Origin of the sequence: Pseudomonas sp. 58 R 12 (genome assembly GCF_900005865.1) — a bacterium.
Taxonomy (GTDB): Bacteria; Pseudomonadota; Gammaproteobacteria; order Pseudomonadales; family Pseudomonadaceae; genus Aquipseudomonas; species Aquipseudomonas tritici.
The window spans coordinates 333,109-359,383 of sequence record NZ_CVTP01000016.1; the positions used below are offsets into that span (position 1 = coordinate 333,109).

Consider the following 26,275-nt stretch of genomic DNA (forward strand, 5'->3'; position numbering starts at 1 on the left):
GTCTCCTGAAAAATCGGATTACGGCGCTTTGGCAACGGCGGCGGGTGGTGTCCAGATCACGTCCTTGATGCTCAAGGGCTTGGGGATCAATTTGAGTTGGTAGAAGGTGTCGGCGATTTTCTGCTGGGCAGCGACCACTTGCGGGGTCAGGAACAGCGCACCGTAGCCTTGGCGTTTCACCGAGGTCAGGGTGATGTCAGCCGGCAGGCCGAGCAGCGGAGCGACTTGTTCAGTCACTTCCTGCGGGTTGGCCTTGGACCATTCGCCCACGGCGCGCACTTCTTCGATCAACGCCTTGATCACTTCCGGATTTTTTTCAGCGTACGGCTTGGTCGCCAGGTAGAACTGATGGTTGTCGGCAATGCCGGTACCGTCACGCAGGGTGCGTGCTTGCAGTTGTTTCTCGGCGGCAGCCTGGTACGGGTCCCAGATCACCCACGCATCCACGCTGCCACGCTCAAAGGCGGCACGCGCATCGGCGGGCGGCAGGAACACGGTCTGCACGTCGGTGTATTTCAGGCCGGCGTCTTCCAGCGCACGTACCAGCAGGTAGTGCACGTTGGAGCCTTTGTTGAGCACGATTTTCTTGCCCTTGAGCTCGGCCACGGATTTGATCGGCGAATCTTTCGGCACCAGGATCGCTTCGCTGGTCGGCGCGGGCGGTTCGTAGGCCACGTAGAGCAAGTCGGCACCAGCCGCCTGGGCGAACACCGGTGGGGTTTCGCCGGTCACGCCGAAGTCGATGGAGCCGACGTTCAGGCCCTCGAGCAATTGCGGCCCACCGGGAAACTCGGTCCATTGCACGTTCACGCCTTGGGCGGCCAGGCGTTTTTCCAGGGTGCCCTTGGCTTTGAGCAGCACCAGCGTGCCGTACTTCTGGTAACCGATACGCAAGGTCTCGGCGGCTTGAGCTTGAACAATGGCGCCGAAGGACACAGCCGCAGCAAACAGTGCGACCAGACCACGACGCAAGATGACAGTGCGCATGGCGCTCTCTCCAAATATGCGAATAGGGTTTTGGCTGCACCTGCTTGGCCGTTGGCGGCTGAGTAAGGTGAGTGTTACTTGATGTCGGGTACCGCTTAAATGCTCCAGCGAGCACTCAACAAACGTTCATTCAACACATGCGGGTCCAGCGGTTTCGGGCGACGAGCCATGGCGCTGAGGAGCTGCTCAAGAGCTTCGTGCAACCGGTGTTCGAGCACCGGCACCAGCTGCGCTTGTGCGCTGCCTTCGGCATAAGCGATCTGGCTGTCCTCGGCAAAAATTCCGTGGAGCAATTCCTGGGCTTTCAGCGCCGACAACACCGGCTTCAAGGCGTAGTCCACCGCCAGCATGTGGGCGATGCTGCCGCCAGTCGCCATCGGCAACACGATCTTGTGGGCCAGGGCGCGTTCGGGCAGCAGGTCGAGCACGGTTTTCAGCGCGCCGGAAAACGAAGCCTTGTAGACCGGCGTGGCAATCACCAGGCCATCCGCATTCGCCACCTGTTGCAGCAGGTCGATGACCTTGGGGCTGTCGAAGCGAGCGTGCAGCAAGTCTTCAGCCGGGAAGTCCCGTATCTGGTAACTCACCACTTCCACGCCTTTGTCTTGCAACCACTGTCGGGTTTTATCCAGCAACACCCCGGAGCGCGAACGCTGGCTGGGACTGCCTCCAAGTGTTACGACCAACATGCAGGTATTCCTTGAGCAGGTGTCAGCGGTTCGCTGTGTGGCGACGGCGCCAAGATGGAACAGACCTTATCAGCAGATTTATATATCTTTAAATCTTATTTTTTCATTTGTTTATTCTTTAAATGCATATGCGGGTGATGAATCTCCGGGCGAAAAAAAAGGCCGTAAAAACGGCCTGAAAACCCCTGCTGTGTGTTTTGGTTCCAACTCAAATGCTGTGGTGCATGTACCGACGCCATCGCGGGCAAGCCCGGCTCCCACAGTTGAGCGCATTCCCCTGTGGGAGCGGGCTTGCCCGCGATTCGGTATCAACGGTTAGGCTGAGGTGTCAGGCGCAGATACGGCTTCACCGCCCGATACCCCTTCGGAAAGCGCTTCTTGATCTCGTCCTCATCCTTGAGCGACGGCACGATCACCACCTCATCACCGTCCTGCCAATTGGCGGGCGTGGCGACCTTGTGGTTGTCGGTCAGCTGCAGCGAGTCGATGACCCGCAGGATTTCGTGGAAGTTACGGCCGGTACTGGCCGGGTAGGTGATGGTCAGGCGGATTTTCTTGTTCGGGTCGATCACGAACAAAGAGCGCACGGTGAGGGTGTCACTGGCGTTCGGGTGGATCAGGTCGTAGAGGTCGGACACTTTACGATTGGCATCCGCCAGGATTGGGAAGTTGACGATGGTGTTCTGGGTTTCGTTGATGTCTTCGATCCACGTGTGGTGCGAGTCCACCGGATCGACCGACAGGGCAATTGCCTTGACGCCGCGCTGAGCAAATTCGTCCTTGAGCTTGGCGGTGAAGCCCAGCTCGGTGGTGCACACCGGGGTGAAGTCCGCCGGGTGAGAAAACAACACACCCCAACTATCGCCCAGCCATTCGTGGAAACGAATCGTACCGGCGCTGGAATCCTGTTCGAAGTCGGGGGCGATATCGCCCAGTCTTAGGCTCATGGTGGTGCTCCTGGTGAGTGCTTATGGATCCCACTGTGCATGGATTGCGAATTATTTAAAAAGAATAAATATCGATTTATCTAGACGATAAAGGAATATTAAAAATCTGTTCATTGGACGTGGGAGCAGGCGAGGAGCAACATCGATTCCAAGGTTCGAGAAGGCCTTGAGACGCTGTACACAGAGGGGTTCAGGAAGGGCTTGCGGGGGTTTAGCCCGACTTGAAAGTAAGACACCTTGCCCGGTGTTGCACCGGGCAAGGTTTTACACAGTTACAACAGCTTCACACTACTAGAACAGTGGCAGCGAGTAGCTGACGATCAGGCGGTTTTCGTCCTGGGAACGGGTGTTCGCCAGGTCGGTACGCCACATCGCGTTTTTCCAGGCGACGCCGAGGTTTTTCAGCGGGCCTTCTGGGATTACGTAAGCAACGGTGATGTCGCGTTCCCACTCGGACTGGCCGGTAGTTTCAGCACGACCAGCGTTGTTGGCGATGGTGTCGATGTCGCTACCTTTGAGGTAGACAACACCAGCGGTCAGGCCAGGTACACCGACTTTTGCGAAGTCGTAAGCGTAACGTGCTTGCCAGGTACGCTCGCCAGCACGGGCGAACTTCTGGATCTGCATGTCGGTAGTCAGGTAAGCCGACGAACCATCGCCCTGGTTCAACCAAGGGAAGTCGCTGCTGCCATTGCTGACTTGATAACCACCACCGAAGGTGTGACCGGCAACGGTGTACAGGAACAGGCCGCTGTACAGGTTGTTGTCGACCTTGCCTTTACCGGCGTTGAAGTTGTTGTAGTTACCGCTGGAGAAGTAAGCGGCGGTGTCGCCGTTTTTACCATCGTCCGAGCTGTTGAAATAACGCAGGTCAGACTTCAATACGCCCGGGCCGATCGACCAGTTGTGGGTCAGACCCAGGAAGTGCTGTTTGTAGAAGTCTTCCAGATTGCCGTAGTAGTACTGGGCAGTCAGGTCCTTGGTGAGCTTGTAGTCACCACCGGCGTAGTAGAACTTGTTGCTGAACTTGCCGGCATTGTAGTTGGAGCCACCGTTGGCGCCGCCGATCGACAGGTTTTCGTTGTTGCTGGAGTTACGACCCTTGGCCTTCTCGACTTGGCCGGCAACCAGGGTCAAGTCCTTGATGTCGTTGGTGGTGATCTGACCGCCTTGGAAGGTTTGCGGCAGCATACGACCATCGTTGGTCACGATAACTGGCAGCTTAGGCTGCAAGGTGCCCAGCTTCAGCTCGGTCTGGGAGACCTTCACCTTACCGGTCACGCCCAGGCTGGCGAAATCGTGGACCGCACGGTTGCCGTCGCTTGGGAACACAGTGCCGCCGGACGAAGTACCGGCGATGTTACCGCTGGTGCCACGGCCCGAATCGAGGCGAACGCCGTACAAGCCGATGGCATCAACGCCGAACTGAACGGTGCCTTGGGTATAGCCCGAAATAAAACGCAGATCGAAGCCTTGGCCCCACTCTTCGTTCTTGGACGGGTTTGCAGAGCCGTCACGGTTATCCGTGTTGATGTAAAAGTTACGCAGACCCAGGGTGGCCTTGCTGTCTTCGATGAAACCGGCAGCGCCTGCTTGCTGGGCGATTGCGCCCAAAGCTACAGCCAAAGCCAAGGTGGACTTATTCATGTACCGCTCCTCTCGTTTCTAATTTTTGTATTTCTTTGGTCTCGGGTCTGACGCCCTCGATCCACAGATGCGCGATTAGCGCCGCATAGTGACTGACAAGTCAATCGTAACCTTGTGTGTCTACTACCTTCGTCTAATCGCAGTTGATTTGGTCCCTGCAGGGTAATGAGTTTTTCATACACCCAAAAAGAATTATTTCATTCTTTTTCATACGATTCAGGAATAAGCATTTTCGCGAAACGACCCAATCTACGTAGACTGAACGTTACACAAGCTATTCCTAAAGGGTATTTACCAGCGCTTTTTTAGACCGTTTAGTCTGACTGTACGGCTTCATACGTCACTCACGATCAAAAAAGCGACGCCATGATGGCGAAACGCACATCCTCCCGTCAATTTGTTACAGTTTTTGTATCGCTAATACTTTCTTTTGATGTCAACACCGCTGGTTTCACGGTGTGCCTGCCATCGTATCGGCCCTGATCAATACTTCTGAAGGAATAGAAATGAGAAGGGGCTTGCTCCCGATAGCGGTGAGCCAGTCAAGTACTATCGACTGACACTCCGCCATCGGGAGCAAGCCCCCTCTCACACGTTGACCTGCTTGACCGCCGAAATCGGGCCTACAACGCCTTCTCAAAAATCTTCGAATTACGCTGGTAGTTGTACAGCGAAGCCCGCGCCGACGGCAGACGATCCACGCTGCTCGGTACAAACCCCCGCTCACGGAACCAGTGGGCGGTACGGGTGGTGAGGACAAACAACGTCTTCAAGCCCTGCGCCCGCGCTCGGGTCTGGATGCGCTCCAGCAACACATCACCCCGCGCACCGTGGCGATATTCCGGGTTCACTGCCAGGCACGCCAGCTCACCCGCATCCGAATCCGCGATCTGATACAGCGCTGCACACGCGATGATCATGCCTTCGCGCTCAACCACGCTGAACTGCTCGATCTCACGCTCCAGCACTTCCCGCGAACGGCGCACCAGGATGCCCTGCTCTTCCAGCGGGCTGATCAGGTCGAGCAAGCCGCCCACGTCTTCAATCGCCGCTTCGCGCACCAGTTCAAATTGCTCCTGGGCCACCAGCGTACCGCCGCCGTCACGGGTAAACAGCTCGGTGAGCAAAGCGCCGTCTTCGGCGTAGCTGACGATATGGCTGCGCCCTACTCCACCCCGGCAAGCTTCTGCGGCGGCGTCGAGCAATTCGGCCTGGTAGTTGCTGCCCAGGCGCTGCAGGTGGGCCGGCACTTGTTGCGGGCGCAGTTCACGCACCAGGCGACCATTTTCATCGATCAGGCCCAAGTCGGCGCCGAACAGCAGCAGCTTGTCGGCACCCAAGTCGATGGCGGCGCGCGTGGCGACGTCTTCGCAGGCCAGGTTGAAGATCTCACCAGTGGGCGAATACCCCAGCGGCGACAACAGCACGATGGAGCGCTCGTCCAGCAGGCGATTAATACCCTTGCGGTCGACCCGGCGCACTTCGCCGGTGTGGTGATAGTCCACGCCGTCCAATACGCCGATAGGGCGCGCGGTCACGAAGTTGCCGCTGGTTACGCGCAGGCGCGAGCCCTGCATCGGCGACGAGGCCATGTCCATCGACAGGCGCGCTTCAATGGCGATACGCAGGTGGCCGACCGCGTCGATCACGCACTCCAGCGTCGCCGCGTCGGTGATGCGCATGCCTTCGTGGTAAGTAGGGGTCAGGCCACGCGCTTCAAGGCGCACTTCGATCTGCGGGCGCGAACCGTGCACCAGCACCAGCCGCACGCCCAAGCTGTGGAGCAGCACCAGGTCGTGGACGATATTGCCGAAGTTGGGATGTTCCACACCATCGCCGGGCAGCATGACTACAAAGGTGCAGTCGCGGTGGGCGTTGATGTAAGGGGACGCGTGACGAAGCCAATTAACGTAGTCGGGCATAGAACCTGGGCCTGTAATAAAAAGCAGCCGAAAAAGGATGAATCGTGAAAGCGCACAGCGGGCTGATGGTTATCGTCGGAACAGGCTTGGCGACACGCTCACTCTCCTTATGTACGAATGGGCAGAGGTTAATTTATGCAGGTTTCAGGCAGTAATGTTCGATCAGTTCCCGTAATAGACGCACTGTAGGCGTCAAGCGTGACATTTCGAGGTACTCGCCCGGCTGATGGGCGCAAGCGATGTCGCCAGGGCCAAGTACCAGGGTTTCGCAACCAAGGCGCTGAAGATAAGGCGCTTCGGTGCCGAACGCTACTGCTTCAGCACGATGACCGGTCAATCGTTCCGCAACCCGCACAAGCTCGGCGTCTTCGGCTTGCTCAAACGGCGGCACCTCGGGGAACAACGGCGCGTAGTCAATCTTGACCTTATGCCGCTCGGCCAAGGGCTCAAGCTTCTGCCGGATGGCCGCGCGCAACACTTGCGGGTCCATGCCCGGCAAGGGCCGCAGGTCGAACTCCAGGGAACACTGGCCGCAGATGCGGTTGGGGTTGTCGCCGCCATGGATGCAGCCAAAATTCAGGGTCGGCTGCGGCACACTGAATTGCGGATTGCGGTACTCACGTTGCCAGGCCAGGCGCAGCCCGCGCAGTTCGCCCATGGCGTCGTGCATGGCTTCGAGGGCACTGTGGCCCAGGCTTGGGTCCGACGAATGGCCACTCTGGCCGAGGATGTCGATGCGCTCCATCATCACGCCTTTGTGCAGGCGGATCGGCTTGAGCCCGGTCGGCTCACCGATCACCGCCGCGCGGCCCAACGGGCGCCCTGCCTCGGCCAGCGCGCGGGCGCCGGACATAGAGCTCTCTTCATCGCAGGTGGCGAGAATCAGCAGCGGTTGCTTGAACGGTTGATCCAGTAGCGGCAGCACCGCTTCAATCGCCAGAGCAAAAAAGCCCTTCATGTCACAACTGCCCAGTCCTACCCAGCGGCCGTCGACTTCCGTCAGTTTGAGCGGATCAGTCTTCCACAGCGCGGCGTCATAAGGGACGGTATCGCTATGACCGGCCAGCACCAGCCCACCGGGGCCGCTGCCGTAACTGGCGAGCAGGTTGAACTTGCCAGGGCTGACTTGCTGGATGTCGATGGCGAAACCCAGGTCACCCAGCCAACTGGCGAGCAAATCGATCACCGGGCGGTTGGTCTGGTCGAGAGCCGCTTGGGTGCAACTGACCGAAGGCGCGGCAATCAGCGCGGCAAACTGCTCTTTCATGGAGGGTAACGGCATGCGCGGTCTCTCAACTTCACGGATGAGCCCCACTATAGAGCCATCTGCACGACACAATAAACCGTTGCGGCACGTTGCCGGGCTCAGTCCTGTACACTGCACGACCTTGGCAGCCACTCTTTTTCCCGGCTGCGCTCCCGATCCTGGATTTTCCGGCCATGCAGAAAGAAACCGAAATCAAGCTCCGCGTCAGCCGCGAAACACTCGCCGCGCTGCGTGAGCACCCGCTACTGAAAAAACGCAACAAAAGTGGCTGGGAACGCCGTGAGTTGATGAACCAGTATTTCGACACCCCTGAGCGCGACCTGGCCCAGGCCAAAGTCGCCCTGCGCCTGCGCAAGGACGGTGACGAAATCATCCAGACCCTCAAGACCCGTGGTCAGAGCGTCGCCGGTTTGTCGGAACGTAACGAATACAACTGGGACCTGCCCAAAGCCAAGCTCGACGTGAAGAAACTCGACGGAGAATGCTGGCCCGAGCAACTGGCTGAGCTGGACAAAAAGACCCTCAAGCCGATCTTCACCACCGATTTCGTGCGTGAACGCGCCGAGATCGCCTGGGGCCGTGGCAAGGCCAAGGTGGTGATCGAAGCCGCCCTGGACCTGGGCCACGTGGTAGTCGGCAAGCAGAAAGAAGAAATCTGCGAGCTGGAACTGGAACTGCGCGAAGGCGATCCGGCTGCCCTGCTGGAACTGGCCGCCGAACTGGCCGCGACCCTGGCGCTGATGCCTTGCGACATCAGCAAGGCCGAGCGTGGCTACCGTCTGTATGACGCCAGCAGCTACTCGTTGAGCCTGCCGGCGCCGCAGATCCACGCCGAAATGCCGCTGGACGATGCCTTCGCTGCGATCATGTGGCACCTGCTCGGCAGCAGCCAACGCCTGGCCGAGCAATACCGTTTCAATGGCCACTGGCGCCTGTTGCAAGACTGGGTCGACACCCTCGGCGAACTGCGTGCCCTGATCGGAAGCCTCGGCCAGGCCGCGCCGCGTCAATCCACCAGCGAACTGCGCAGCGCACTCGATGCTCTTCTGGAAGACTGGCGCCCACTGGTACAAGCCGGTGACGACGATGAAGACATCCGTAAAGCCGCGCCGGAACAGTTCGCCGAAGAACTGGAAGACGTGCGTTGGGGCCTGTTCTCACTGAGCACTTCGCGCTGGCTGCTGGCCCGCACCTGGACCGCCGACCGCAACGTGCGCGGCAATCGCCAGGGCGCTGCGCAAATCACCAACTGGCTGCCGCGCCTGCTGGCCGACGATGCTGTCGCCCTGCAACTGCCGCGCTACCAGCAGCAGCCGGAAGACCTGGCTGAGCAACTGCCGCGTATCGAACGCATCCAGGCCTGGCTGCACCATGCGCGTAACGTGGTCGACGTTCCGGAACTGGACCGCCTGTATGGCGAGCTGAACAAGTTGGCGCAACTGGCCAACCAGCCGATCACCGATGAGTCGCTGGATGCGCGGATGCATCAGGCGATTGCGGTGTATCAGAACCGTGCCTGGAAGACCCTTCTGCGTCTGTAATATCGCCATCGCGGGCACGCCCGGCTCCCACATTTGGAATGCATTCCCTGTGGGAGCCGGGCTTGCCCGCGATGAGGCCGGCTCGATCAGCGCAATACTGGCAGGCTGGTCGTGGACTTGATCTCGGATAGCGCCACAATCGAATTAACCTCCTGAATCCCCGGCACCATCGACAACTTCTCGAAGAAAAACCGCTCATACGCCTCAATGTCCGAAGTGACAATTCGCAACAGAAAATCCACCGCCCCCATCAGCACATAACATTCCAGCACTTCCGGAAAGCCGCGAATCGCGTCGGTGAACTCAGTGAAGTTGGAACGGCCGTGGGCGTTGAGTTTGACCTCGGCGAATATCTGCGTATTGAGACCGATCTTCTTGCGATCGAGCAAGGTGACCTGGCCGCGAATCACCCCCTCTTCCTTGAGCCGCAGGATGCGCCGCCAGCAGGGCGACTGGGACAGGCCCACCTGTTCGGCAATTTGTGCACTGGAAAGCGAGGCGTCCTCTTGCAGCAGGGCCAGGATACGGCGGTCGTAGGCGTCCAGCTCGCTGTGCATATAAATACCTTCTATGGCGCTTATCTTGAATTGATTGATTCGATTATTCGCAAAACAGGCTCATCTTAGATAAGAAATCTCCCATGGCGAATGTAAAAATTTCTCCAGTCGAATCTGGAGCTTTCCCATGCACGCCGTCGAAACCACTCACCCTGTCACTCGCGTCGACGCTTGGGCCGTCAACAACGCCCATTGTCAGGCGCATTACCAGATCGTCGCCGAGGCGGAGCCGGATGTGCTGTGCCGAGTGCTCAACTATTTCGCGCTGCAGTTTTTGACACCGCGACACGTCACAGTGAACAGGGAGCATGACCTGCTGAACATCGGCATTGTGATGGACGGCCTGAGCTGGCACCGCGCTCAGGTAATCGGTGAAAAGATTCGAAACCTGATCAACGTGTGCGCGCTGAATGTGTGGTCAGCTGACTCTACGGGGCCTCAAGCGATGGTGGCGGTCGCTCGGTAAAAATCTGCAATACACCCTGAGAGGCAGATATTCAGGGGCTGGCTAGCCTGGGATTTACGCCCACTGCCATCCAGGAAAATCTTCATGCCCGCTGACCAACGATTGGAACTGCACCAGCTGTTGCCGGCTTTGGTCGACGGAAAACTGATCACACCCGAGATAGCGCAACGCTTGTCGGCGCTACCGGCCAGCAACACCCAGCATCCCTTGGAAAGCATCGCAGCCCTTGGCCCCAACCTGGAAACACTGACCGAATGGCTTGCCCAGCATGCCGGGCAACCTTACCTGCGCATCGACCCGTTGAAGATCGACGTCGCGACGGTCGTGCCGCTGATGTCCCACGCCTTCGCTCAACGCCATGCCATCCTGGCGGTGGCGGTGGACGCACAGACCGTCACCGTCGCCAGCGCCCAGCCTCACATCACCAGCTGGGAAGCCGGGCTCGCCCAGGTACTCAAGCGCTCGATCAAGCGGGTGGTCGCCAACCCCCAGGACATCGCCCGCTGTATCGGCGAGTTTTACCGGCTGGCCAAGTCCGTCAGCGGCGCCGATCAAAAGGTCGCGGCCCCTGGCAATGTCGACCTGCTCAACCTTGGCGCCAGCGACCAGGAGCCGGATGCCAACGATGCGCATATCGTCAACATCGTCGACTGGCTGCTGCAGTACGCCTTTGCCCAGCGCGCCAGCGATATCCATATTGAACCGTGCCGTGAACAGGGCCGTGTGCGCTTTCGCATCGATGGGCTGCTGCATGATGTCTATCAGTTTCCGCCACAGGTCACGATGGCCGTGGTCAGCCGCCTGAAGAGCCTGGGCCGCATGAACGTGGCGGAAAAACGCAGGCCACAGGACGGCCGGGTCAAGACCAAAAGCCCGACGGGGGCTGAAGTCGAACTGCGCCTTTCCACGTTGCCGACGGCATTTGGCGAGAAACTGGTGATGCGGATTTTCGACCCGCAAGTGCTGCTCAAGGGCTTTGACCAGTTAGGCCTGTCCAGTGAGGACCAACAACGCTGGCTCGCCATGACTGGCCAGACCAACGGCATCATCCTGGTCACCGGCCCTACGGGTTCGGGCAAGACCAGCACCCTTTACACCACGCTCAGGCAACTGGCGACCCGGGAGGTCAACCTGTGCACCGTGGAAGACCCGATCGAGATGGTCGAACCCGCGTTCAACCAGATGCAGGTGCAACACAACATCGACCTGACCTTTGCCAGCGGCATCCGCGCCCTGCTGCGTCAGGACCCGGACATCATCATGATCGGCGAAATCCGCGACCAGGAAACTGCGGAAATGGCAATCCAGGCCGCGCTGACCGGGCACTTGGTGCTATCCACACTGCATACCAACGATGCACCCAGCGCCATCAGCCGTTTGCAGGAGCTAGGCATTGCTCACTATTTAATCAAGGCTACCTTGCTGGGCGTAATGGCGCAGCGGTTGGTGCGGGTTTTGTGCCCTCACTGCAAACGTGCGCAGGGTGAGGGCCATGAGGCCGTCGGGTGCGTTGAATGCCGAAACAGCGGTTATCGGGGGCGAGCCGGCGTTTACGAAATCATGGTGTTGAACGAAGCGCTCAAGGCGCTGATCACGCCCGGCGCCGACGTGCAGGCCCTGCGCCAGGCAGCGGTTGCACAAGGCATGTGCAGCCTGCGCCGCGCTGGCTTGCAAAAGGTCGAAGCGGGGCTGACCACTCTGGCGGAAGTATTGCGGGTGACGCCTGGGGATTCGGTAACAAATCCTTTGTTTGTTACGCGGTGAAACCGTTCTTATCGGTGACAACACCGTTACAATCGGCCGAACGTCGTTTCACTGACACCATCAGATAGGGAATCGCTATGCAGATCGGAACCGTACTGCTTCTTTTTGTGGGCTTGGCCATCGCCATCCTGTTCATGGGCTTCAAGGTCGTCCCCCAAGGGTACCAGTGGACAGTCGAGCGTTTTGGCCGATACACCAACACTCTCAAGCCTGGCCTGAACATCATCATCCCGGTCATGGACCGCATCGGTCGCAAGATCAACGTGATGGAGAGCGTGCTGGACATCCCGCCCCAGGAAGTGATCACAGCCGACAACGCCACCGTGCAGATCGACGCCGTGTGCTTCTTCCAGGTGGTCAACACCGCCCAGGCGGCCTATGAGGTCAATAACCTCGAACACGCCATCCGCAACCTGCTGCAAACCAATATCCGTACTGTGCTCGGCTCCATGGAGCTGGATGCCATGCTCAGCCAGCGTGACGGTATCAACGAAAAACTGTTGCGCACCGTTGATGAAGCTACTGCGCCATGGGGCATCAAGATCACCCGTATCGAGATCAAGGACATCAGCCCGCCCGCCGACCTTATGGCAGCCATGTCTGGCCAGATGAAAGCCGAGCGGATCAAGCGCGCGCAGATCCTGGAGGCCGAAGGCCTGCGGGCGTCGGCGATCCTGACAGCAGAAGGCAAGAAGCAGGCACAAATTCTTGAGGCCGAAGGTGGGCGCCAAGCTGCGTTCCTGGAGTCTGAAGCCCGTGAACGTCAGGCTGAAGCTGAGGCTCGTGCGACTCAAGTCGTTTCCGAGGCGATCGCCACCGGTAACGTTCAAGCCATCAACTACTTCGTCGCGCAAAAATACATCGACGCACTGGGCAAGCTGGCGTCCGCCAACAACAGCAAGGTCATCCTGATGCCGCTGGAAGCCAGCCAGGTGATCGGTGCGGTCGGCGGTATCGGCGAGATCGTCAAGGCGACGTTCGACAACAAGAAAGGCTGAGGCCAGCACCATGTGGGATTTCCTGCAGCATTTGTCGTTCTGGGATTGGCTGGCACTGGGTACGGTGCTGTTGATTCTTGAAGTATTTGGCGCCGGTGGGTACCTGTTATGGATGGGTATCGCAGCGGCTGCCGTGGGCGTGATCAAGTTCCTGGTGCCGCCCCTGGGGCTGGAGTGGCAGTTGCTGCTGTTTGCCGTGTTATCGATCCTGACGGCGGTGTATTGGTGGAAGCGTCAGCGCAGCAGCGCCAAGGCAAGTGACCAACCCGGGCTGAACGAACGGGGCTCGGAGCTTATCGGCCGTATGTTTATCGTGCATCAGGCGATCGTGGACGGCCGTGGCAAAGTGAAAGTCGGCGATGGCGTGTGGATGGTGACCGGCCCGGACAGCCCTGTAGGCGCCCAAGTCCGTGTGGTTAGTCAGGAGGGCGTGGTGTTAAAGGTTGAAACTGTTTAGTCAGTGATGGAACTCGGCTGGGCTATCTACAATCATAATGTACAGATAACCCACCGGAGTCACCCATCATGCGTCTCAAATATGCTGTCGCAACCCTTGCTGTGCTTTCCCTTCCTGTCGGTTCAGCCATGGCCGACAGTTTCTGGCGCAATGTCATCTCGTCGGGCGCCACTACTGGCTCGACGTACCTGACCTTCAAGGACCACAAGCTGGTGGTTGCCGCACAAGACGACGCCGGCAGCTTTGTTGCCAGCGACGGCGGCATCCGTGGTCCATACCTGGAAGCCGCAATGCAGAAAGTCCGCGCCGATAACCCTGGCCTACAGGCCACGGATATGGAGCTGGCCAACGCCATCCTTGCGAAAAACGCCGTTACCGAGTGATTTCATCGCTCTGAAAAATGCCGCTGTTGAAGCGGCATTTTTTTGCCCGCGTTTTAACCCGCAGTATGACAATTCATTCACGGACGACAGGCTATATTCAGTCAAGCCGTGCAACCATGCCGTACTGATACCTCGCTCACTCATCGCCAATCTGAAACGGATGCCTTCGTCGTCATGAGCCAACAGCCCTTCCTGCCGTTTTCCAAAGCTACCATTGACGAAGCCACCATCTCGGCGGTTGGCGATGTATTGCGCTCGGGCTGGATCACCAGCGGGCCGAAAGTGCAGGCATTCGAGGCTCAGTTATCGGAATACTTTGGCGGCCGCCCGGTGCGTACCTTCAACTCGGGCACCTGCACCATGGAGATTGCCTTGCGCATTGCCGGTATCGGGCCGGGCGATGAAGTCATCACCACGCCGATCTCTTGGGTTGCCACGGCCAACGTGATCCTGGAAGTCGGCGCTACGCCAGTGTTTGCCGATATTGACCCGATTACTCGCAATATCGACCTGGCCCAGGTAGAGGCTGCGATTACCCCGCGCACCAAGGCGATCATCCCGGTGTACCTCGCTGGCCTACCCCTGGACATGCCGATGCTGTATGCACTGGCCAACAAGTACAACCTGCGTATCGTTGAGGATGCTGCCCAGGCGCTGGGTTCAAGCTGGGATGGCGAGCGTATCGGCGCCACCGGGGATTTTGTGTCGTTCAGCTTCCAGGCCAACAAGAACATCACCTCTTCCGAAGGCGGCTGCCTTGTGTTGAACAATGCCGAAGAAGCGCGGCTGGCAGAAAAATACCGCCTGCAAGGCGTTACCCGCACAGGCTTCGACGGCCTGGATGTGGATGTGCTGGGTGGCAAGTTCAACATGACCGACATCGCCGCAGCCATCGGTTTGGGGCAATTTGCCCATATCGAAAAGATCACCGCTCACCGCCAGAACCTGGCGCAGCACTACTTCAAATGCTTTGGCGATGACTTTGAAGCGCAATACGGCGCGCAACTGCCGCCGGCGGATTTCGAAAACAGCAACTGGCACCTGTTCCAACTGGTACTGCCGGAGCGTCAGGACGGTCTGCCGGCCCGCGCCACCTTCATGGAGCAGATGCAGGCCCACGGCGTCGGCATTGGCTATCACTACCCGCCGATCCATCTGCTGAGTCTTTATCGGGCGCAGGGGTTCAAGGAAGGCATGTTTCCGGTGGCGGAAAAGGTTGGGCGCTTGATCGTATCATTGCCAATGTTTACGGCGATGACAGAGGCGGATGTGGAGCGGTCGGTGGCAGCGGTCAAGGCAGTCTTGAACGCAGGCTGAAAAATCTGGCTCACCACAATAAGATGTGGGAGCTGGCTTGCCTGCGATGGCATCACTGCGGTGTACTGATACACCGAGGTGTCTGCATCGCAGGCAAGCCAGCTCCCACACTGATTTGCATTGTTGTAACTCTTTGCGTTTACTCGCCGATGGCGGCTTTGTAACCGGCAGCATCCAGCAGTTTTTCCAGATCAGTCGGGTTGCTTGGCTTGAGCTTGAAGATCCACGCGCCGTACGGGTCAGAGTTCAGCAGTTCAGGGCTACCGCTCAGCTCCTCATTGACTGCAATCACTTCGCCTGCAACCGGGGCGTAGATATCCGAAGCAGCCTTCACCGACTCAACCACACCCGCCTGGCCTTCGGCTTCAAACGTAGCGCCAACTTCAGCCAGTTCAACAAACACCACATCACCCAACGCTTCCTGGGCATGGTCGGAGATCCCGACGGTCACGGTGCCGTCAGCTTCCAGGCGTGCCCATTCGTGGCTTTCGGCAAAACGCAGGTCGGCAGGGATATCGCTCATAGTCTGTGTCCTCAAGAAGTAATGTCAGCGGCCTTCGGCCTGCCGGGAATAGGTTAGATCAAGGTCTTGCCATGGCGCACGAAGGTCGGTTTGACCACTCGAACCGGGTACCACTTGCCGCGGATTTCCACTTCGGCCCGATCGGCGGTGGCCGTCGGTACACGCGCCAGGGCAATGGATTTGCTCAGCGTAGGAGAGAAACTACCACTGGTGATCTCCCCTTCGCCAATATTGGCGATACGAACCACCTGGTGAGCACGCAGAACCCCGCGTTCCTCCAGTACCAGCCCGACCAGTTTGAACTGCACACCCGCCGCTTTTTCCGCTTCCAGCGCGGTGCGACCAATGAAATTTCGCTCGGCAGGTTCCCAGGCAATACTCCAGGCCATGTTCGATGCCAGGGGCGAAACGTCCTGGTGGATGTCCTGACCATACAGGTTCATGCCAGCCTCCAGGCGAAGGGTATCCCGGGCGCCGAGACCGATGGGTGAAATACCTGCGCCCACCAGATCGTTGAAAAAGCCTGGCGCCTGATCAGCAGGCAGGACAATCTCCAGGCCATCTTCGCCGGTGTAGCCCGTGCGCGCGATAAACCAATCGCCATCGGCGTGGCCTTCGAAGGGCTTGAGTTGGTGAATCAGGGTGCCGCGGGACTGGGTGACCAACTCGGCAATTTTCTGCCGGGCGTGGGGGCCTTGAATGGCGAGCATCGCCAATTCGGGCCGCTCATGCAGCTGCACCTGATAATTACCCAGTTGCGCGTGCATCCACGCCATGTCCTGATCGCGGGTGGCGGCGTTGACCACCAGCCGATAGGCGTCCTCGGTGCGGTAGACAATCATATCGTCCACCACGCCGCCCTTTTCGTTGAGCATGGCGCTGTACAACGCACGGCCGCAGCCATGCAGACGTTCGACATCATTGGACAGCAAATACTGCAGCCATTCCTTGGCCTGGGGGCCGCTGACATCGATCACGGTCATATGAGATACATCGAACACCCCGCAGTCGCGTCGCACCTGGTGGTGTTCTTCAACTTGCGAGCCGTAGTGCAAAGGCATATCCCAACCGCCAAAATCGACCATTTTCGCGCCGAGGGCGAGATGCAGGTCGTACAGAGGCGTACGCTGTCCCATGGGTTTCTCCTTCCGGGCGTGGCGAAGGTGCGCAGCGTTGCCGTTCGTGCCAAACACCTTGAATTACAAGGCCCGCAGCCACGCCCAGCGACTCGACCCGAAAGACGGGCCGCACCGAATGCCGCGCATTGTAGCTGCAAGCTGTAGGACTGGCACCTAACCGATTTGCCGGGCAGAGCGTCGGATCAGCCCGATCACCGGTAACAGGCCCACCAGCACCAGGGTCAACGCCGGCAAAGAAGCCCGTGCCCACTCGCCTTCGCTGGTCATTTCGAAAATACGAACCGCGAGGGTGTCCCAGCCGAACGGGCGCATCAGCAAGGTGGCGGGCATTTCCTTGAGCACATCGACGAACACCAGCAGCGCCGCACTTAAGGTCCCCGGCAGCAGCAACGGCAGATACACTTTGCAAAACAGTCGCGGGCCGCTGACGCCCAGGCTTCGGGCCGCTTCCGGCAAGGACGGGCGGATGCGCGCCAGGCTGTTTTCCAGCGGCCCATAGGCCACCGCCAGGAAACGCACTAGGTACGCCAGCACCAATGCCGACAGGCTGCCCAGCAGCAACGGCTTGCCCGCACCACCGAGCCAACCAGACAGCGGCACCACCAGCTCACGATCCAGATAACTGAACGCCAACATGATCGATACCGCCAGCACCGAGCCCGGCAAGGCATAGCCGACATTGGCCAGGCTGATGCCGGAGCGGATCGCCCGGGTCGGCGCCAGGCGGTTGGCAAATGCCAGCAGCAACGCCACGCTTACGGTGATCAACGCTGCGATGCCGCCCAAGTAGAGCGTGTGGACGATCAGGCCCGAATAGCGCTCATCCAGGTCGAAGCGGCCGCGCTGCCAGAACCAGACGACCAGTTGCAGCATCGGGACGACAAACGCACAGGCGAACACCAGCCCGCACCAGCCGCTGGCCGCCGCTGCCTTGAGCCCACGCAAGTGATACAGCGCCTTGCCCCGTGGCCGCTCATTACTCGGCCGGCTGGCACCGCGTGCGCGACGTTCGCCGTACAGCACCAACATCACCACCAGCAGCAACAGGCTGGCCAACTGTGCCGCGCTGGAAAGGCTGAAGAAGCCGTACCAGGTTTTGTAGATGGCGGTGGTGAACGTATCGAAGTTGAACACCGAGACCGCACCGAAATCCGCCAGGGTTTCCATCAGCGCCAACGCCACCCCGGCACCAATCGCCGGCCGTGCCATGGGCAGGGCCACGTGCCAGAACGCTCGCCATGGCGATTGTCCCAGCACCCGCGCCGCTTCCATCAAGCCTTTGCCCTGGGCCAGGAACGCGGTGCGTGCCAGCAAATACACATACGGGTAAAAGACCAGCACCAGAACGATGATCACCCCGCTGGTCGAGCGCACGCGCGGCAGCCTCAAACCACTGCCAAACCATTCGCGCAGCAGGGTTTGCACCGGGCCTGCAAAATCCAGCAGGCCCACAAACACGAAAGCCAGCACGTACGCGGGAATGGCGAAGGGCAACATCAGCGCCCAATCCAGCCAACGCCGTCCGGGGAATTCGCAGAGGCTGGTCAACCAGGCCAGGCTGACGCCCAACAAGGTCACACCGACACCGACGCCCAACACCAGGGTGAGGGTGTTGCCCAGCAGGCGCGGCATCTGGGTTTCCCAGAGGTGGGACCAGATTTGCGCGTCGATGCTTTGCCAGGACAGCAACATCACGCTCAGCGGTAGCAGCACCAGGGCAGCGACGGTGAAGACCGGCAGGTACCAGCGGCGTTGGGCGGGGTGGGCCAAGGAAAAGCTCTCAGAGAAATGAAGGTTTTGAAGTCGCCGCTAACCAATGTGGGAGCTGGCTTGCCTGCGATGCAGACACCTCGGTATATCAGTCATACCGAGGTGATGCTATCGCAGGCAAGCCAGCTCCCACATTTGGACTGCAGTGTTTTTAAACTTGTATCAGTTCCAGCCAGCCCTATCCATCAACCGAATGGCCTCAGCCTGGCGCTTGCCCGCCACTTCCACCGGCAAGGTGTCCGCCACGAATTTACCCCAGGTTGCCACTTCGGCCGACGGCGGTACCGCCGGGTTCGCCGGGAACTCCTGGTTCACGTCGGCAAAGATCTTCTGCGCCTCAGGCGTGGTCATCCATTCCACCAACGCCTTGGCGGCTTCCGGGTGTGGCGCGTACTTGGTCAGGCCAATGCCCGACAGGTTCACATGCACGCCACGGTCGCCCTGATTCGGCCAGAACAGCTTCACCGCCAGGTCCGGCTTCTGCTTGTGCAGGCGACCGTAGTAGTAGGTGTTGACGATCCCTACGTCGCACTGGCCGGCATTGATGGCTTCGAGCACGGCGATGTCATCGGAGAATACGTCGGTGGACAGGTTGTTGACCCACCCCTTGACGATTTCTTCGGTCTTGGCCGCGCCGTGGGTTTCGATCAGGGTGGCGGTCAGCGACTGGTTGTAGACCTTTTTCGCCGTACGCAGGCACAGACGGCCTTCCCACTGTTTGTCGGCCAGGGCTTCGTAAGTGGTGAGGTCACCCAGTTTTACCCGGTCGGTGGAATAGGCGATGGTCCGCGCGCGCAGGCTCAAACCGGTCCAGGCGTGGGCCGACGAGCGATATTGCAGCGGAATATTCTTGTCGATCACACTTGAGGTGAACGGTTGCAGGATGCCCATTTGCTCGGCCTGCCAGAGGTTGCCGGCATCCACGGTGAGCAGCAGGTCGGCGGTGGCATTCTCGCCCTCGGCCTTGATGCGCTGCATCAGCGGGGCTTCCTTGTCGGTGATGAACTTCACCTGCACGCCGGTCTTCTGGGTGTAGGCGTCGAACACTGGCTTGATCAGTTCGTCGATGCGCGAGGAGTAGACCACCACTTCGTCGGCGGCCTGCACGGTGGTGCTGCCGATCAGGGTGAGTGCCAGGGCAGTCAGGAGGCGCTTGGGTGCCAACATGGGTGCGGTCTCTCATTTGCAAAAAGAGGGCAAATGATAAGGACTCACATTTGGTGGTGCTTGCTGGAGGCGTTACCAGATGTTGCATAGTCAACTTTTTGCGGTGGAGCTGATGGCCTCTTCGCGAGCAAGCCCGCTCCCACAGGGGACCGGGCGTCAATGTCAGGGTTTTGCCAGGTCAGGAAGATCGCCGGTCAGGCCCAGCGCCTGGCGTACAAACACGGCCTTGGCTTCGGGCATCTGGTCGACCAGCTTCAACCCCGCGTTGCGCAGCCAGCGCAGCGGCAATTGGTCGGCCTGGAACAGTCGCTCAAAGCCTTCCATTGCCCCCATCAACGCCAGGTTGTGCGGCATGCGTCGGCGTTCGTAGCGGCTCAGCACTTTCACATCCGCCAGGCGCTCACCGCGCTCGGTCGCCGACAACAGCACTTCAGCCAGTGTCGCTGCGTCAAGAAAGCCCAGGTTCACGCCCTGCCCCGCCAATGGATGGATGACGTGGGCCGCGTCGCCGATCAATGCCAGGCCTTCGGCCACGTAGCGTTTGGCGTGACGCTGGCGCAACGGCACACAAACGCGCGGGTCGGCGCTCAGCACTGTGCCGAGCCGGCCTTCAAAAGCCCGCTCCAGTTCACGGCAGAAGCTTTGATCATCCAGCGCCATCAGGCGCTCAGACTCAGCGGGCGTGGTCGACCAGACAATCGAGCACCAATCCTCCTGCCCATCCCGCACAAGTGGCAGGAACGCTAGCGGGCCGGTATCGGTAAAGCGTTGCCACGCCGTACGCTGGTGCGGCTCGCTGCTACGCACGCTGGTGACGATGGCGTTATGCAGGTAATCCCATTCGCGGGTCGCCGTGCCGGTCAGGCGGCGCACGGCGGAGTGGGCGCCATCGGCGGCAACCACCAACGGCGCAAGCAACTTGCGCCCATCGGCCAGGGTCAGCAGCCAGTCATCGCCGGAGCGGCGCATCTGTTCAAGACGCGCGTTGGCCAACAGGCCCAGGTCGCAGTCGTGCAGACGGTCGAGCAAGGCATCCTGAACCACGCGGTTCTCGACGATATGCCCGAGCACCTCAGCGTGCACGCTGGCCGCCGAAAAGTGGATCTGCCCGGTGCCACTGCCGTCCCATACCTGCATCTCGCCGTAAGGGCTGGCACGGCGCGACACGATGCCGTCCCACACACCCAGGCGCTCGAGGATGCGCTGGCTGGCGGCCGACAAGGCGCTCACCCGCGGCTCGAAAGTCGCGTCAGGGTCGAACGGTTTGACACTCAGCGGGCTGCCATCGAGCAGCAGCACCTGCAGGCCACTGCCCTGCAACGCCAGCGCCAGGGCGCTTCCGACCATTCCTGCCCCGACAACCAGCACATCTGCGCGCATGTCCATGCTTTAAGCCTGTCTCGCTGGCGGCTTGCGCCGCACGTAAAGGGTTTTGTCGACCCGCGCCACCAGGGTGCCGGAGCCGTCATGTATCTCGACCTTGAGGTGGGGCAAGTACTTCTCGCCACCTTCGGTGTGTCGACGCACCTCATCGAGCAAGGCGTCGTCGATGGAAAACTCGGCGTACACCGGGCCTTTGCCCGGCGAGATGAAATCGATGCTCGCGGCCTTGTCCCACACAATGTAGTCGCGGCCCAGGTTCTCCATCAGCATCAGCATGTAGAACGGGTCGACCATCGAATACAGGCTGCCGCCGAACTGTGTGCCGACGTAATTGCGGTTGTACCAGCCCAGGCCCATGCGCACTTTGACGTGGCGAAAATCGGCGCTCATCTGCTGCACGCTGATCCCGGCGCCCAAATATGGCGGATACAGGGTCATGATCCAACGCAACAACCGCGCCTTGCCCAGGCGCTCGATCAACCCCTTACGCATCGGGACGCGTGCCCAGGCCCATGGCCTGACGGGCGAACCAGCGCTTGGCCGGCGGTAACAGGTCCAGGCCCAGCAGGCCCATGTTGCGGCCCAGCGCCACCAGCGGTTGGGCGCTGCCAAACAGGCGCGTGACCTGGTCGGAGAAGCCCACGGTGAGTTTCTGGTCGAGGCGCTGACGCTCGCGATAGCCCTGCAAGGTTGCCAGGTCGCCCGGTACTTGCGGCCCGGCCAGCAAGGCCTCGGCCAAGGCGTTCGCATCGCGCAGGGACAAGTTGAAGCCCTGCCCGGCAATCGGGTGCAGGCTGTGGGCGGCGTTGCCAAGGATTGCCAGGTGCGAACGCACTTGTTCCTCGGCCTCAACCAACGTCAGCGGATACAGATGACGTGCGCCGACTTGCTTCAGGGTGCCCAGGCGGTAACCGAACACGCCCTGCAATTCACTCAAGAAGCTGCGTTCATCGAGGTTGGCCAGGCGCTGGGCATCCATACCGATGCGCGTCCACACCAGCGCGCAACGGTTGTCCGGCAGCGGCAGCAAGGCCATTGGGCCTTCATCGGTGAAACGCTCGAATGCTTCGCCGTTATGGGCTTCGCTTGGGGTGATGTTGGCGATCAGCGCGCTCTGGTTATACGGGCGGGTTTTAACGCCGATGCCCAGTTGCTCGCGCAAGCCGGAACGGCCGCCATCGGCCAGCACCGCGAGGTCGCATTCCAGCACGGTTTCATCGTTGAGGGTAAGACGGTAGCCATCGGACAGCGGCTCCATGCGCGTGACTTCCGCCGGGCAGCGCCAACTGACCACGTCTTTATCCAGGCCTTGCCACAGGCACTGGCCCAGCCAGGCGTTTTCCACCACGTAACCAAGGGCGGGCACGCCCTCTTCCATGGCCGACAAACGCGCCGTGGAGAAGCGCCCACGGTCGGACACATGGATCTGCTTGATCGGTTCGGCGCGGCGGGAAATGTCCTGCCACAGGCCCAAACGCTGATAGATCTGCCGGGCGCCGAAGGACAGCGCCGAAGAGCGCGCGTCGTAGCTCGGCTGGTAGCTGTCGCCCGGCGCGAACGGTTCGATCAGCACGATCTTCCAACCGCGCGCCTTGGCCCCCGCCTGCAACGCCAACGCCAGGCTGGCACCGACCAGGCCGCCGCCGATGATCGCCAGGTTGACCCGGCTCATCGCGCAGCCGCCATCAGCGCTTCAATATCGGCGACGGTCTTGGGCACGCCGCCGGTCAGGATTTCACAGCCTTGCTTGGTTACCACCACGTCGTCCTCAATGCGTACGCCAATGCCACGCCATTTCTTTGCCACGTTCTGATTGTCCGGCGAGATATAGATCCCCGGCTCAACGGTCAACGCCATGCCAACTTCCAGCACACGCCATTCTCCGCCCACTTTGTACTCGCCCACATCATGCACATCCATGCCCAGCCAGTGGCCGGCGCGGTGCATATAGAAGGGTTTGTAGGCTTCACTGGCGATAAGTTCGTCGACGTCGCCCTGCAACAACCCCAGCTTCACCAGCCCGGCGGTAATGACGTGCACTGTGGCCTCGTGGGCCTGGTTCCAATGCTTGTTGGGGGCGATCTGGGCAAAGGCGGCTTCCTGGGAGGCCAGCACAATCTCGTAGATTGCCTTCTGCTCGGGCGAAAACTTGCCGTTGATCGGCCAGGTACGGGTGATGTCACTGGCGTAGCAGTCGATCTCGCAACCGGCGTCGATCAGCACCAGATCACCGTCCTTGAGCAACGCGTCATTCTGCTGGTAATGCAGGATGCAGCTGTTGCGCCCGGCGGCGACGATGGAGCCATAAGCCGGCATTTTCGCGCCGCCCTTGCGAAATTCGTAGTCCAGCTCGGCTTCCAGGCTGAACTCGTGCAAACCGGCCCGGCTGGCCTGCATCGCCCGCACATGGGCGGCGCAGGAGATTCGTGCGGCCTCGCGCATCACCTTCACTTCTGCCGCCGATTTATACAGACGCATGTCGTGGAGCAGATGATCCAGAGCAACGAATTCGTTCGGTGGCTGGGCGCCGAGGTGCGCTTTAGAGCGGATCACGTTGATCCACTCCATCAGGTGCCGGTCGAATTCGGCGTTGCTGCCCATGGCCGAATACACCCGGTCGCGGCCTTCGATCAGGCCGGGCAGGATGTCGTCGATATCGGTGATCGGGAAGGCATCGTCGGCGCCAAAGTCGCGGATTGCGCCTTCGGTGCCGGCACGCAGGCCGTCCCACAGTTCGCGTTCGGCATTGCGTTCGCGGCAGAACAGCACGTACTCGCCGTGCTGGCGGCCGGGCATCAGCACGATCACCGCTTGCGGCTCGGGGAAACCGCTCAGGTACTGGAAATCGCTGTCCTGGCGGTACACGTGTTCGACATCACGGTTGCGGATCGCCACGGCGGCGGCCGGCAGGATCGCGATGCTGTTGGGTTCCATCTGCGCCATGAGCGCCTTGCGGCGCCGCGTGTATTCCGCTCGGGGGATATGAATCATGGACAGATGGGCTTCCTTTCTTAATGCAGCGACGGCTTGGGTGCAGCGGGTTCAGCAGACTTCTTGGTCTCTGTGAACAGCAGCAGCGGCGCGACGCGCAGGTATTCCATCACCTCCATGTAGTCGCCTTCACCGTCCTCGGATTCTTCCAGAGCGTCTTGCACCTGGGAGATGGCTGCCAGGTCCTGCAACACTTCCTTGGCGTCGGTGCTCAGTTCCAGGCCGCCGGCGTTTACGCCAAAGCCGTGGAGGAAACCTTGGCACCATTGGCCCAAGGCAGCAGCGCGTTCGGTGAGCGGCGCGTCGTCAGTCGGCAGCAGCAGGACCACGGTGACGTCATCACCGGTTAGCTCGCCCTTGACCATCTCTTGCAAGCCGATCAGCGCGTTACGCACGTTGTCGGTCGGCTCGGTTTCGAGCAGCTCGGCCACATCGGCCAGCCAGTTATCAGCGTCAAAGCCAACGCCGGTGCAACTACGGCCCAGCAGCACGCCGTGCAGTTCGGCAGGCGAGCAGGGGTGGCCGCTGGTGCTCAGCAGTTTGGAAAAAGCATCGTACGGGGAGTTCTGAATAGGCATGGTGAGCTAGGCGCCAGACGGCGCAATGTCTAGAATGGAGCGTTGTATCCTAGCACCGGCAGACGTACCAAGACTATCAAGGGCGTCAGATCGTTTATCCTGCAGTTGCCATTCATCAGACAAATCCAGTGGAACCCAATGGAAGACACCGACCTGCAAGCGCTGATGGCCAGACTCGAATTGCTAATTACCCGGGTCGAGCAACTAAAGAGTCAAAACGGACTCCTATTAGCTCAGGAAAAGACCTGGCGCGAGGAACGCGCTCACCTCATTGAAAAAAACGAAATCGCCCGGCGTAAGGTCGAATCGATGATTTCGCGCCTGAAGGCCCTGGAGCAAGACTCATGAGTTCAAGCAATAGCGTCACCGTGCAGATCCTCGACAAAGAATATTCGATCATCTGTCCCCAGGAAGAGCGCAGCAACCTGGTGAGCGCCGCCCGCTACCTGGATGGCAAGATGCGTGAAATCCGCAGCAGCGGCAAAGTCATCGGCGCCGACCGCATCGCCGTGATGGCCGCGCTGAATATTACTCACGATTTACTGCATAAGCAGGAACGCCCTGACGTGCAGGCCAGCGGCTCCACCCGTGAGCAGGTGCGTGACCTGCTGGAGCGTGTTGATCTGGCGCTTTCCAGCGACACAGACGCACCCAAGGGCTGATTGCCGCGACTCTTTAAGGTATACTCGCCCCACTCCCTGGCGTGTTTGCCAGTCGGCGATGTCCCTGAGCCGATTCGCACTACCCTGGAAGTTGCACGTTGGGCTGGTGTGCATGTCCGCTAGACGGAAAGCCTTAAAGCCTACTGCATCTTCCACCTTGAACTTTCGGGTTCAAGGGCTAAGTCGACAGCGGCTCTGTCGGGGAGCCTGAATTCCCAAACTCAATGCCAGTCCTCGGACTGGCATTGTTTTATGAGCCGGAAACCATGACCGAACCTGTGCCGCTTTCCCGTCCGCAACTTCGACGCATGTTGCGCCAGGCCCGCCGCGCCCTCACGCCGAGCGAGCAGCGCAAGGCCGCCCACGGCCTGTATCGGCAACTGGCACAGCACCCGCTGTTTCGCCGGGCCAAACATATCTCTTTGTATCTACCGACGGACGGTGAAATCGATCCGCGCTTGCTGCTGCGCGCAGCCCAGCGCCGGGGCAAGGCCACGTACCTGCCGGTACTCAGCGCCTGGCCGCGGACCAAGATGGTGTTCCAGCGCGTAAGGCCTGGGGAAAAACTGCTGCCGAACCGTTTTCGCATTCTGGAGCCACGGGTGAATATCAGCCGCCAACGCAAGGTCTGGGCATTGGACCTGGTGCTGCTGCCGTTGGTGGGGTTCGATGATGCCGGTGGGCGACTGGGCATGGGCGGCGGGTTTTACGACCGTAGCCTGGCCTACCTGGCGCGCCGCCAGAGCTGGCGCAAGCCGACGCTGCTGGGCCTGGCCCATGAATGCCAGAAAGTCGATCGTTTGGCGCAAGCGAGCTGGGACGTGCCGTTGGCTGGCACCGTAACAGATAAGACTTGGTATATCGCACAGACGCCACTGGAATCAGCGGCGCCTTGAGGAAGAGTTAACGCTTGAACGGTTGCGGCTGCTGCTGAGCCAGTTCAACGGGAGCATCGGTCTTGTTCGACCACAAGCTTTGGGCATACCCGGTGGTCACGACGCCCAGACCAAACAAAATCACCAAAATCCATAGTAAATCCGGTTTACGTTGCATCGATTGCCCCCCTGCAGGCACCTCGTACACGATGACAACAACGTTCCAAAGAAGTCCGTTGCAGCTG

Annotated in this window: 28 protein-coding genes and 1 other RNA gene; 12 read left to right on the top strand and 17 right to left on the bottom strand. The window is 60.0% G+C overall.

All coding sequences use genetic code 11. The annotated features are described in order from the left end of the window. Positions 1-18: 18 nt before the first annotated feature. Both BFP95_RS10895 and ssuE read right to left on the bottom strand, forming a co-directional pair. Positions 19-987: a sulfonate ABC transporter substrate-binding protein gene (locus tag BFP95_RS10895; protein WP_065874423.1), complete on the bottom strand. Its 969-nt coding sequence runs from the start codon at positions 985-987 to the stop codon at positions 19-21. A 95-nt stretch (positions 988-1,082) separates the two neighbouring features. After that, positions 1,083-1,676, bottom strand: a complete 594-nt coding sequence (ssuE, locus tag BFP95_RS10900; RefSeq protein ID WP_065874424.1) for an NADPH-dependent FMN reductase — start codon at positions 1,674-1,676, stop codon at positions 1,083-1,085. On the opposite strand from ssuE, the gene BFP95_RS29450 reads away from it, so the two are divergent. After that, the gene (locus BFP95_RS29450) at positions 1,675-1,995 is read left to right on the top strand and encodes a hypothetical protein (RefSeq protein ID WP_139115306.1); all 321 of its coding nucleotides are present in this window, start codon (positions 1,675-1,677) and stop codon (positions 1,993-1,995) included. The two genes, ssuE and BFP95_RS29450, sit on opposite strands and share 2 nt — an antisense overlap. Here BFP95_RS29450 and BFP95_RS10905 read toward each other — a convergent pair. The 4 genes from BFP95_RS10905 to argE all read right to left on the bottom strand — a co-directional run bounded on the left by BFP95_RS10905 (position 1,985) and on the right by argE (position 7,474). Further along, a complete protein-coding gene (locus tag BFP95_RS10905) occupies positions 1,985-2,623 on the bottom strand; it encodes a peroxiredoxin (protein ID WP_065910044.1) in 639 nt (212 codons plus the stop codon). The two genes, BFP95_RS29450 and BFP95_RS10905, sit on opposite strands and share 11 nt — an antisense overlap. A gap of 291 nt (positions 2,624-2,914) precedes the next feature. Further along, on the bottom strand, positions 2,915-4,270 hold the full coding sequence (locus tag BFP95_RS10910) for an OprD family porin (protein ID WP_065874426.1): 1,356 nt from the start codon (positions 4,268-4,270) through the stop codon (positions 2,915-2,917). Positions 4,271-4,893: 623 nt separating this feature from the next. Continuing rightward, positions 4,894-6,192: an amino-acid N-acetyltransferase gene (gene argA, locus BFP95_RS10915; RefSeq protein ID WP_049711030.1), complete on the bottom strand. Its 1,299-nt coding sequence runs from the start codon at positions 6,190-6,192 to the stop codon at positions 4,894-4,896. Positions 6,193-6,325: 133 nt separating this feature from the next. Then, complete coding sequence (gene argE, locus BFP95_RS10920; protein ID WP_065874427.1) at positions 6,326-7,474, bottom strand: acetylornithine deacetylase; 1,149 nt, start codon at positions 7,472-7,474, stop codon at positions 6,326-6,328. Positions 7,475-7,632: 158 nt separating this feature from the next. Here argE and BFP95_RS10925 point away from each other — a divergent pair, with 158 nt between their 5' ends. Beyond that, positions 7,633-9,000, top strand: a complete 1,368-nt coding sequence (locus BFP95_RS10925) for a CYTH domain-containing protein (RefSeq protein ID WP_049711028.1) — start codon at positions 7,633-7,635, stop codon at positions 8,998-9,000. An 86-nt stretch (positions 9,001-9,086) separates the two neighbouring features. Here BFP95_RS10925 and BFP95_RS10930 read toward each other — a convergent pair whose 3' ends face one another. Next, positions 9,087-9,557: an Lrp/AsnC family transcriptional regulator gene (locus tag BFP95_RS10930; protein ID WP_065910046.1), complete on the bottom strand. Its 471-nt coding sequence runs from the start codon at positions 9,555-9,557 to the stop codon at positions 9,087-9,089. Between the two features lie 127 nt (positions 9,558-9,684). On the opposite strand from BFP95_RS10930, the gene BFP95_RS10935 reads away from it, so the two are divergent. From BFP95_RS10935 to BFP95_RS10960, 6 genes are all read left to right on the top strand, one after another. Continuing rightward, entirely contained in the window at positions 9,685-10,023 is a 339-nt protein-coding gene (locus BFP95_RS10935) for a hypothetical protein (protein WP_065874429.1), read from the top strand. A gap of 84 nt (positions 10,024-10,107) precedes the next feature. After that, entirely contained in the window at positions 10,108-11,787 is a 1,680-nt protein-coding gene (locus BFP95_RS10940; RefSeq protein ID WP_065874430.1) for a GspE/PulE family protein, read from the top strand. Positions 11,788-11,864: 77 nt separating this feature from the next. Beyond that, positions 11,865-12,785 (top strand): SPFH domain-containing protein, encoded by a 921-nt coding sequence (locus tag BFP95_RS10945; protein ID WP_046381704.1) that lies wholly within the window; start codon positions 11,865-11,867, stop codon positions 12,783-12,785. Positions 12,786-12,795: 10 nt separating this feature from the next. Next, the gene (locus BFP95_RS10950) at positions 12,796-13,242 is read left to right on the top strand and encodes an NfeD family protein (RefSeq protein WP_065874431.1); all 447 of its coding nucleotides are present in this window, start codon (positions 12,796-12,798) and stop codon (positions 13,240-13,242) included. Between the two features lie 68 nt (positions 13,243-13,310). Beyond that, positions 13,311-13,625 carry a DUF2388 domain-containing protein gene (locus BFP95_RS10955; RefSeq protein ID WP_003176799.1) on the top strand — a complete coding sequence of 105 codons (315 nt, stop codon included), beginning with the start codon at positions 13,311-13,313 and terminating at the stop codon, positions 13,623-13,625. A 174-nt stretch (positions 13,626-13,799) separates the two neighbouring features. Continuing rightward, positions 13,800-14,942, top strand: coding sequence for a DegT/DnrJ/EryC1/StrS family aminotransferase (locus BFP95_RS10960; protein ID WP_065910048.1), 1,143 nt, complete (start codon positions 13,800-13,802; stop codon positions 14,940-14,942). A gap of 139 nt (positions 14,943-15,081) precedes the next feature. Here BFP95_RS10960 and gcvH read toward each other — a convergent pair whose 3' ends face one another. From gcvH to BFP95_RS11005, 9 genes are all read right to left on the bottom strand, one after another. Next, a complete protein-coding gene (gene gcvH / locus BFP95_RS10965) occupies positions 15,082-15,465 on the bottom strand; it encodes a glycine cleavage system protein GcvH (RefSeq protein WP_065874433.1) in 384 nt (127 codons plus the stop codon). 53 nt (positions 15,466-15,518) lie between these two features. Then, the gene (gene gcvT / locus BFP95_RS10970; RefSeq protein ID WP_065910050.1) at positions 15,519-16,601 is read right to left on the bottom strand and encodes a glycine cleavage system aminomethyltransferase GcvT; all 1,083 of its coding nucleotides are present in this window, start codon (positions 16,599-16,601) and stop codon (positions 15,519-15,521) included. A 156-nt stretch (positions 16,602-16,757) separates the two neighbouring features. Then, on the bottom strand, positions 16,758-18,374 hold the full coding sequence (locus BFP95_RS10975) for an ABC transporter permease (protein ID WP_065910052.1): 1,617 nt from the start codon (positions 18,372-18,374) through the stop codon (positions 16,758-16,760). Between the two features lie 162 nt (positions 18,375-18,536). After that, entirely contained in the window at positions 18,537-19,541 is a 1,005-nt protein-coding gene (locus BFP95_RS10980) for an extracellular solute-binding protein (RefSeq protein WP_065910054.1), read from the bottom strand. Between the two features lie 162 nt (positions 19,542-19,703). Beyond that, complete coding sequence (locus BFP95_RS10985; RefSeq protein ID WP_175405975.1) at positions 19,704-20,921, bottom strand: 2-octaprenyl-3-methyl-6-methoxy-1,4-benzoquinol hydroxylase; 1,218 nt, start codon at positions 20,919-20,921, stop codon at positions 19,704-19,706. Between the two features lie 9 nt (positions 20,922-20,930). Beyond that, positions 20,931-21,416 (bottom strand): DUF4442 domain-containing protein, encoded by a 486-nt coding sequence (locus BFP95_RS10990; RefSeq protein WP_065874438.1) that lies wholly within the window; start codon positions 21,414-21,416, stop codon positions 20,931-20,933. Further along, a complete protein-coding gene (gene ubiH, locus BFP95_RS10995; protein ID WP_065910058.1) occupies positions 21,409-22,596 on the bottom strand; it encodes a 2-octaprenyl-6-methoxyphenyl hydroxylase in 1,188 nt (395 codons plus the stop codon). The genes BFP95_RS10990 and ubiH overlap by 8 nt, the downstream gene beginning before the upstream one ends. After that, entirely contained in the window at positions 22,593-23,915 is a 1,323-nt protein-coding gene (gene pepP / locus BFP95_RS11000) for a Xaa-Pro aminopeptidase (protein ID WP_065874440.1), read from the bottom strand. Before pepP ends, ubiH begins: the two co-directional genes overlap by 4 nt. Positions 23,916-23,935: 20 nt before the next feature. Further along, positions 23,936-24,493, bottom strand: coding sequence for a YecA/YgfB family protein (locus BFP95_RS11005; RefSeq protein ID WP_015886444.1), 558 nt, complete (start codon positions 24,491-24,493; stop codon positions 23,936-23,938). Between the two features lie 138 nt (positions 24,494-24,631). Here BFP95_RS11005 and BFP95_RS11010 point away from each other — a divergent pair, with 138 nt between their 5' ends. The 4 genes from BFP95_RS11010 (at position 24,632) to BFP95_RS11025 (ending at position 26,051) form a co-directional block, all read left to right on the top strand. Next, on the top strand, positions 24,632-24,841 hold the full coding sequence (locus BFP95_RS11010) for a TIGR02449 family protein (protein ID WP_007982902.1): 210 nt from the start codon (positions 24,632-24,634) through the stop codon (positions 24,839-24,841). After that, positions 24,838-25,155 (top strand): cell division protein ZapA, encoded by a 318-nt coding sequence (locus tag BFP95_RS11015; protein WP_049711015.1) that lies wholly within the window; start codon positions 24,838-24,840, stop codon positions 25,153-25,155. Before BFP95_RS11010 ends, BFP95_RS11015 begins: the two co-directional genes overlap by 4 nt. A 30-nt stretch (positions 25,156-25,185) precedes the next feature. Next, positions 25,186-25,364: non-coding RNA, 6S RNA (gene ssrS, locus BFP95_RS11020), on the top strand. A gap of 57 nt (positions 25,365-25,421) precedes the next feature. Further along, positions 25,422-26,051: a 5-formyltetrahydrofolate cyclo-ligase gene (locus BFP95_RS11025; protein WP_065910225.1), complete on the top strand. Its 630-nt coding sequence runs from the start codon at positions 25,422-25,424 to the stop codon at positions 26,049-26,051. 7 nt (positions 26,052-26,058) lie between these two features. Here the strand turns inward: BFP95_RS11025 and BFP95_RS29775 are convergent, their stop codons facing one another. Beyond that, on the bottom strand, positions 26,059-26,208 hold the full coding sequence (locus tag BFP95_RS29775) for a hypothetical protein (protein WP_010207387.1): 150 nt from the start codon (positions 26,206-26,208) through the stop codon (positions 26,059-26,061). Positions 26,209-26,275: the final 67 nt, after the last annotated feature.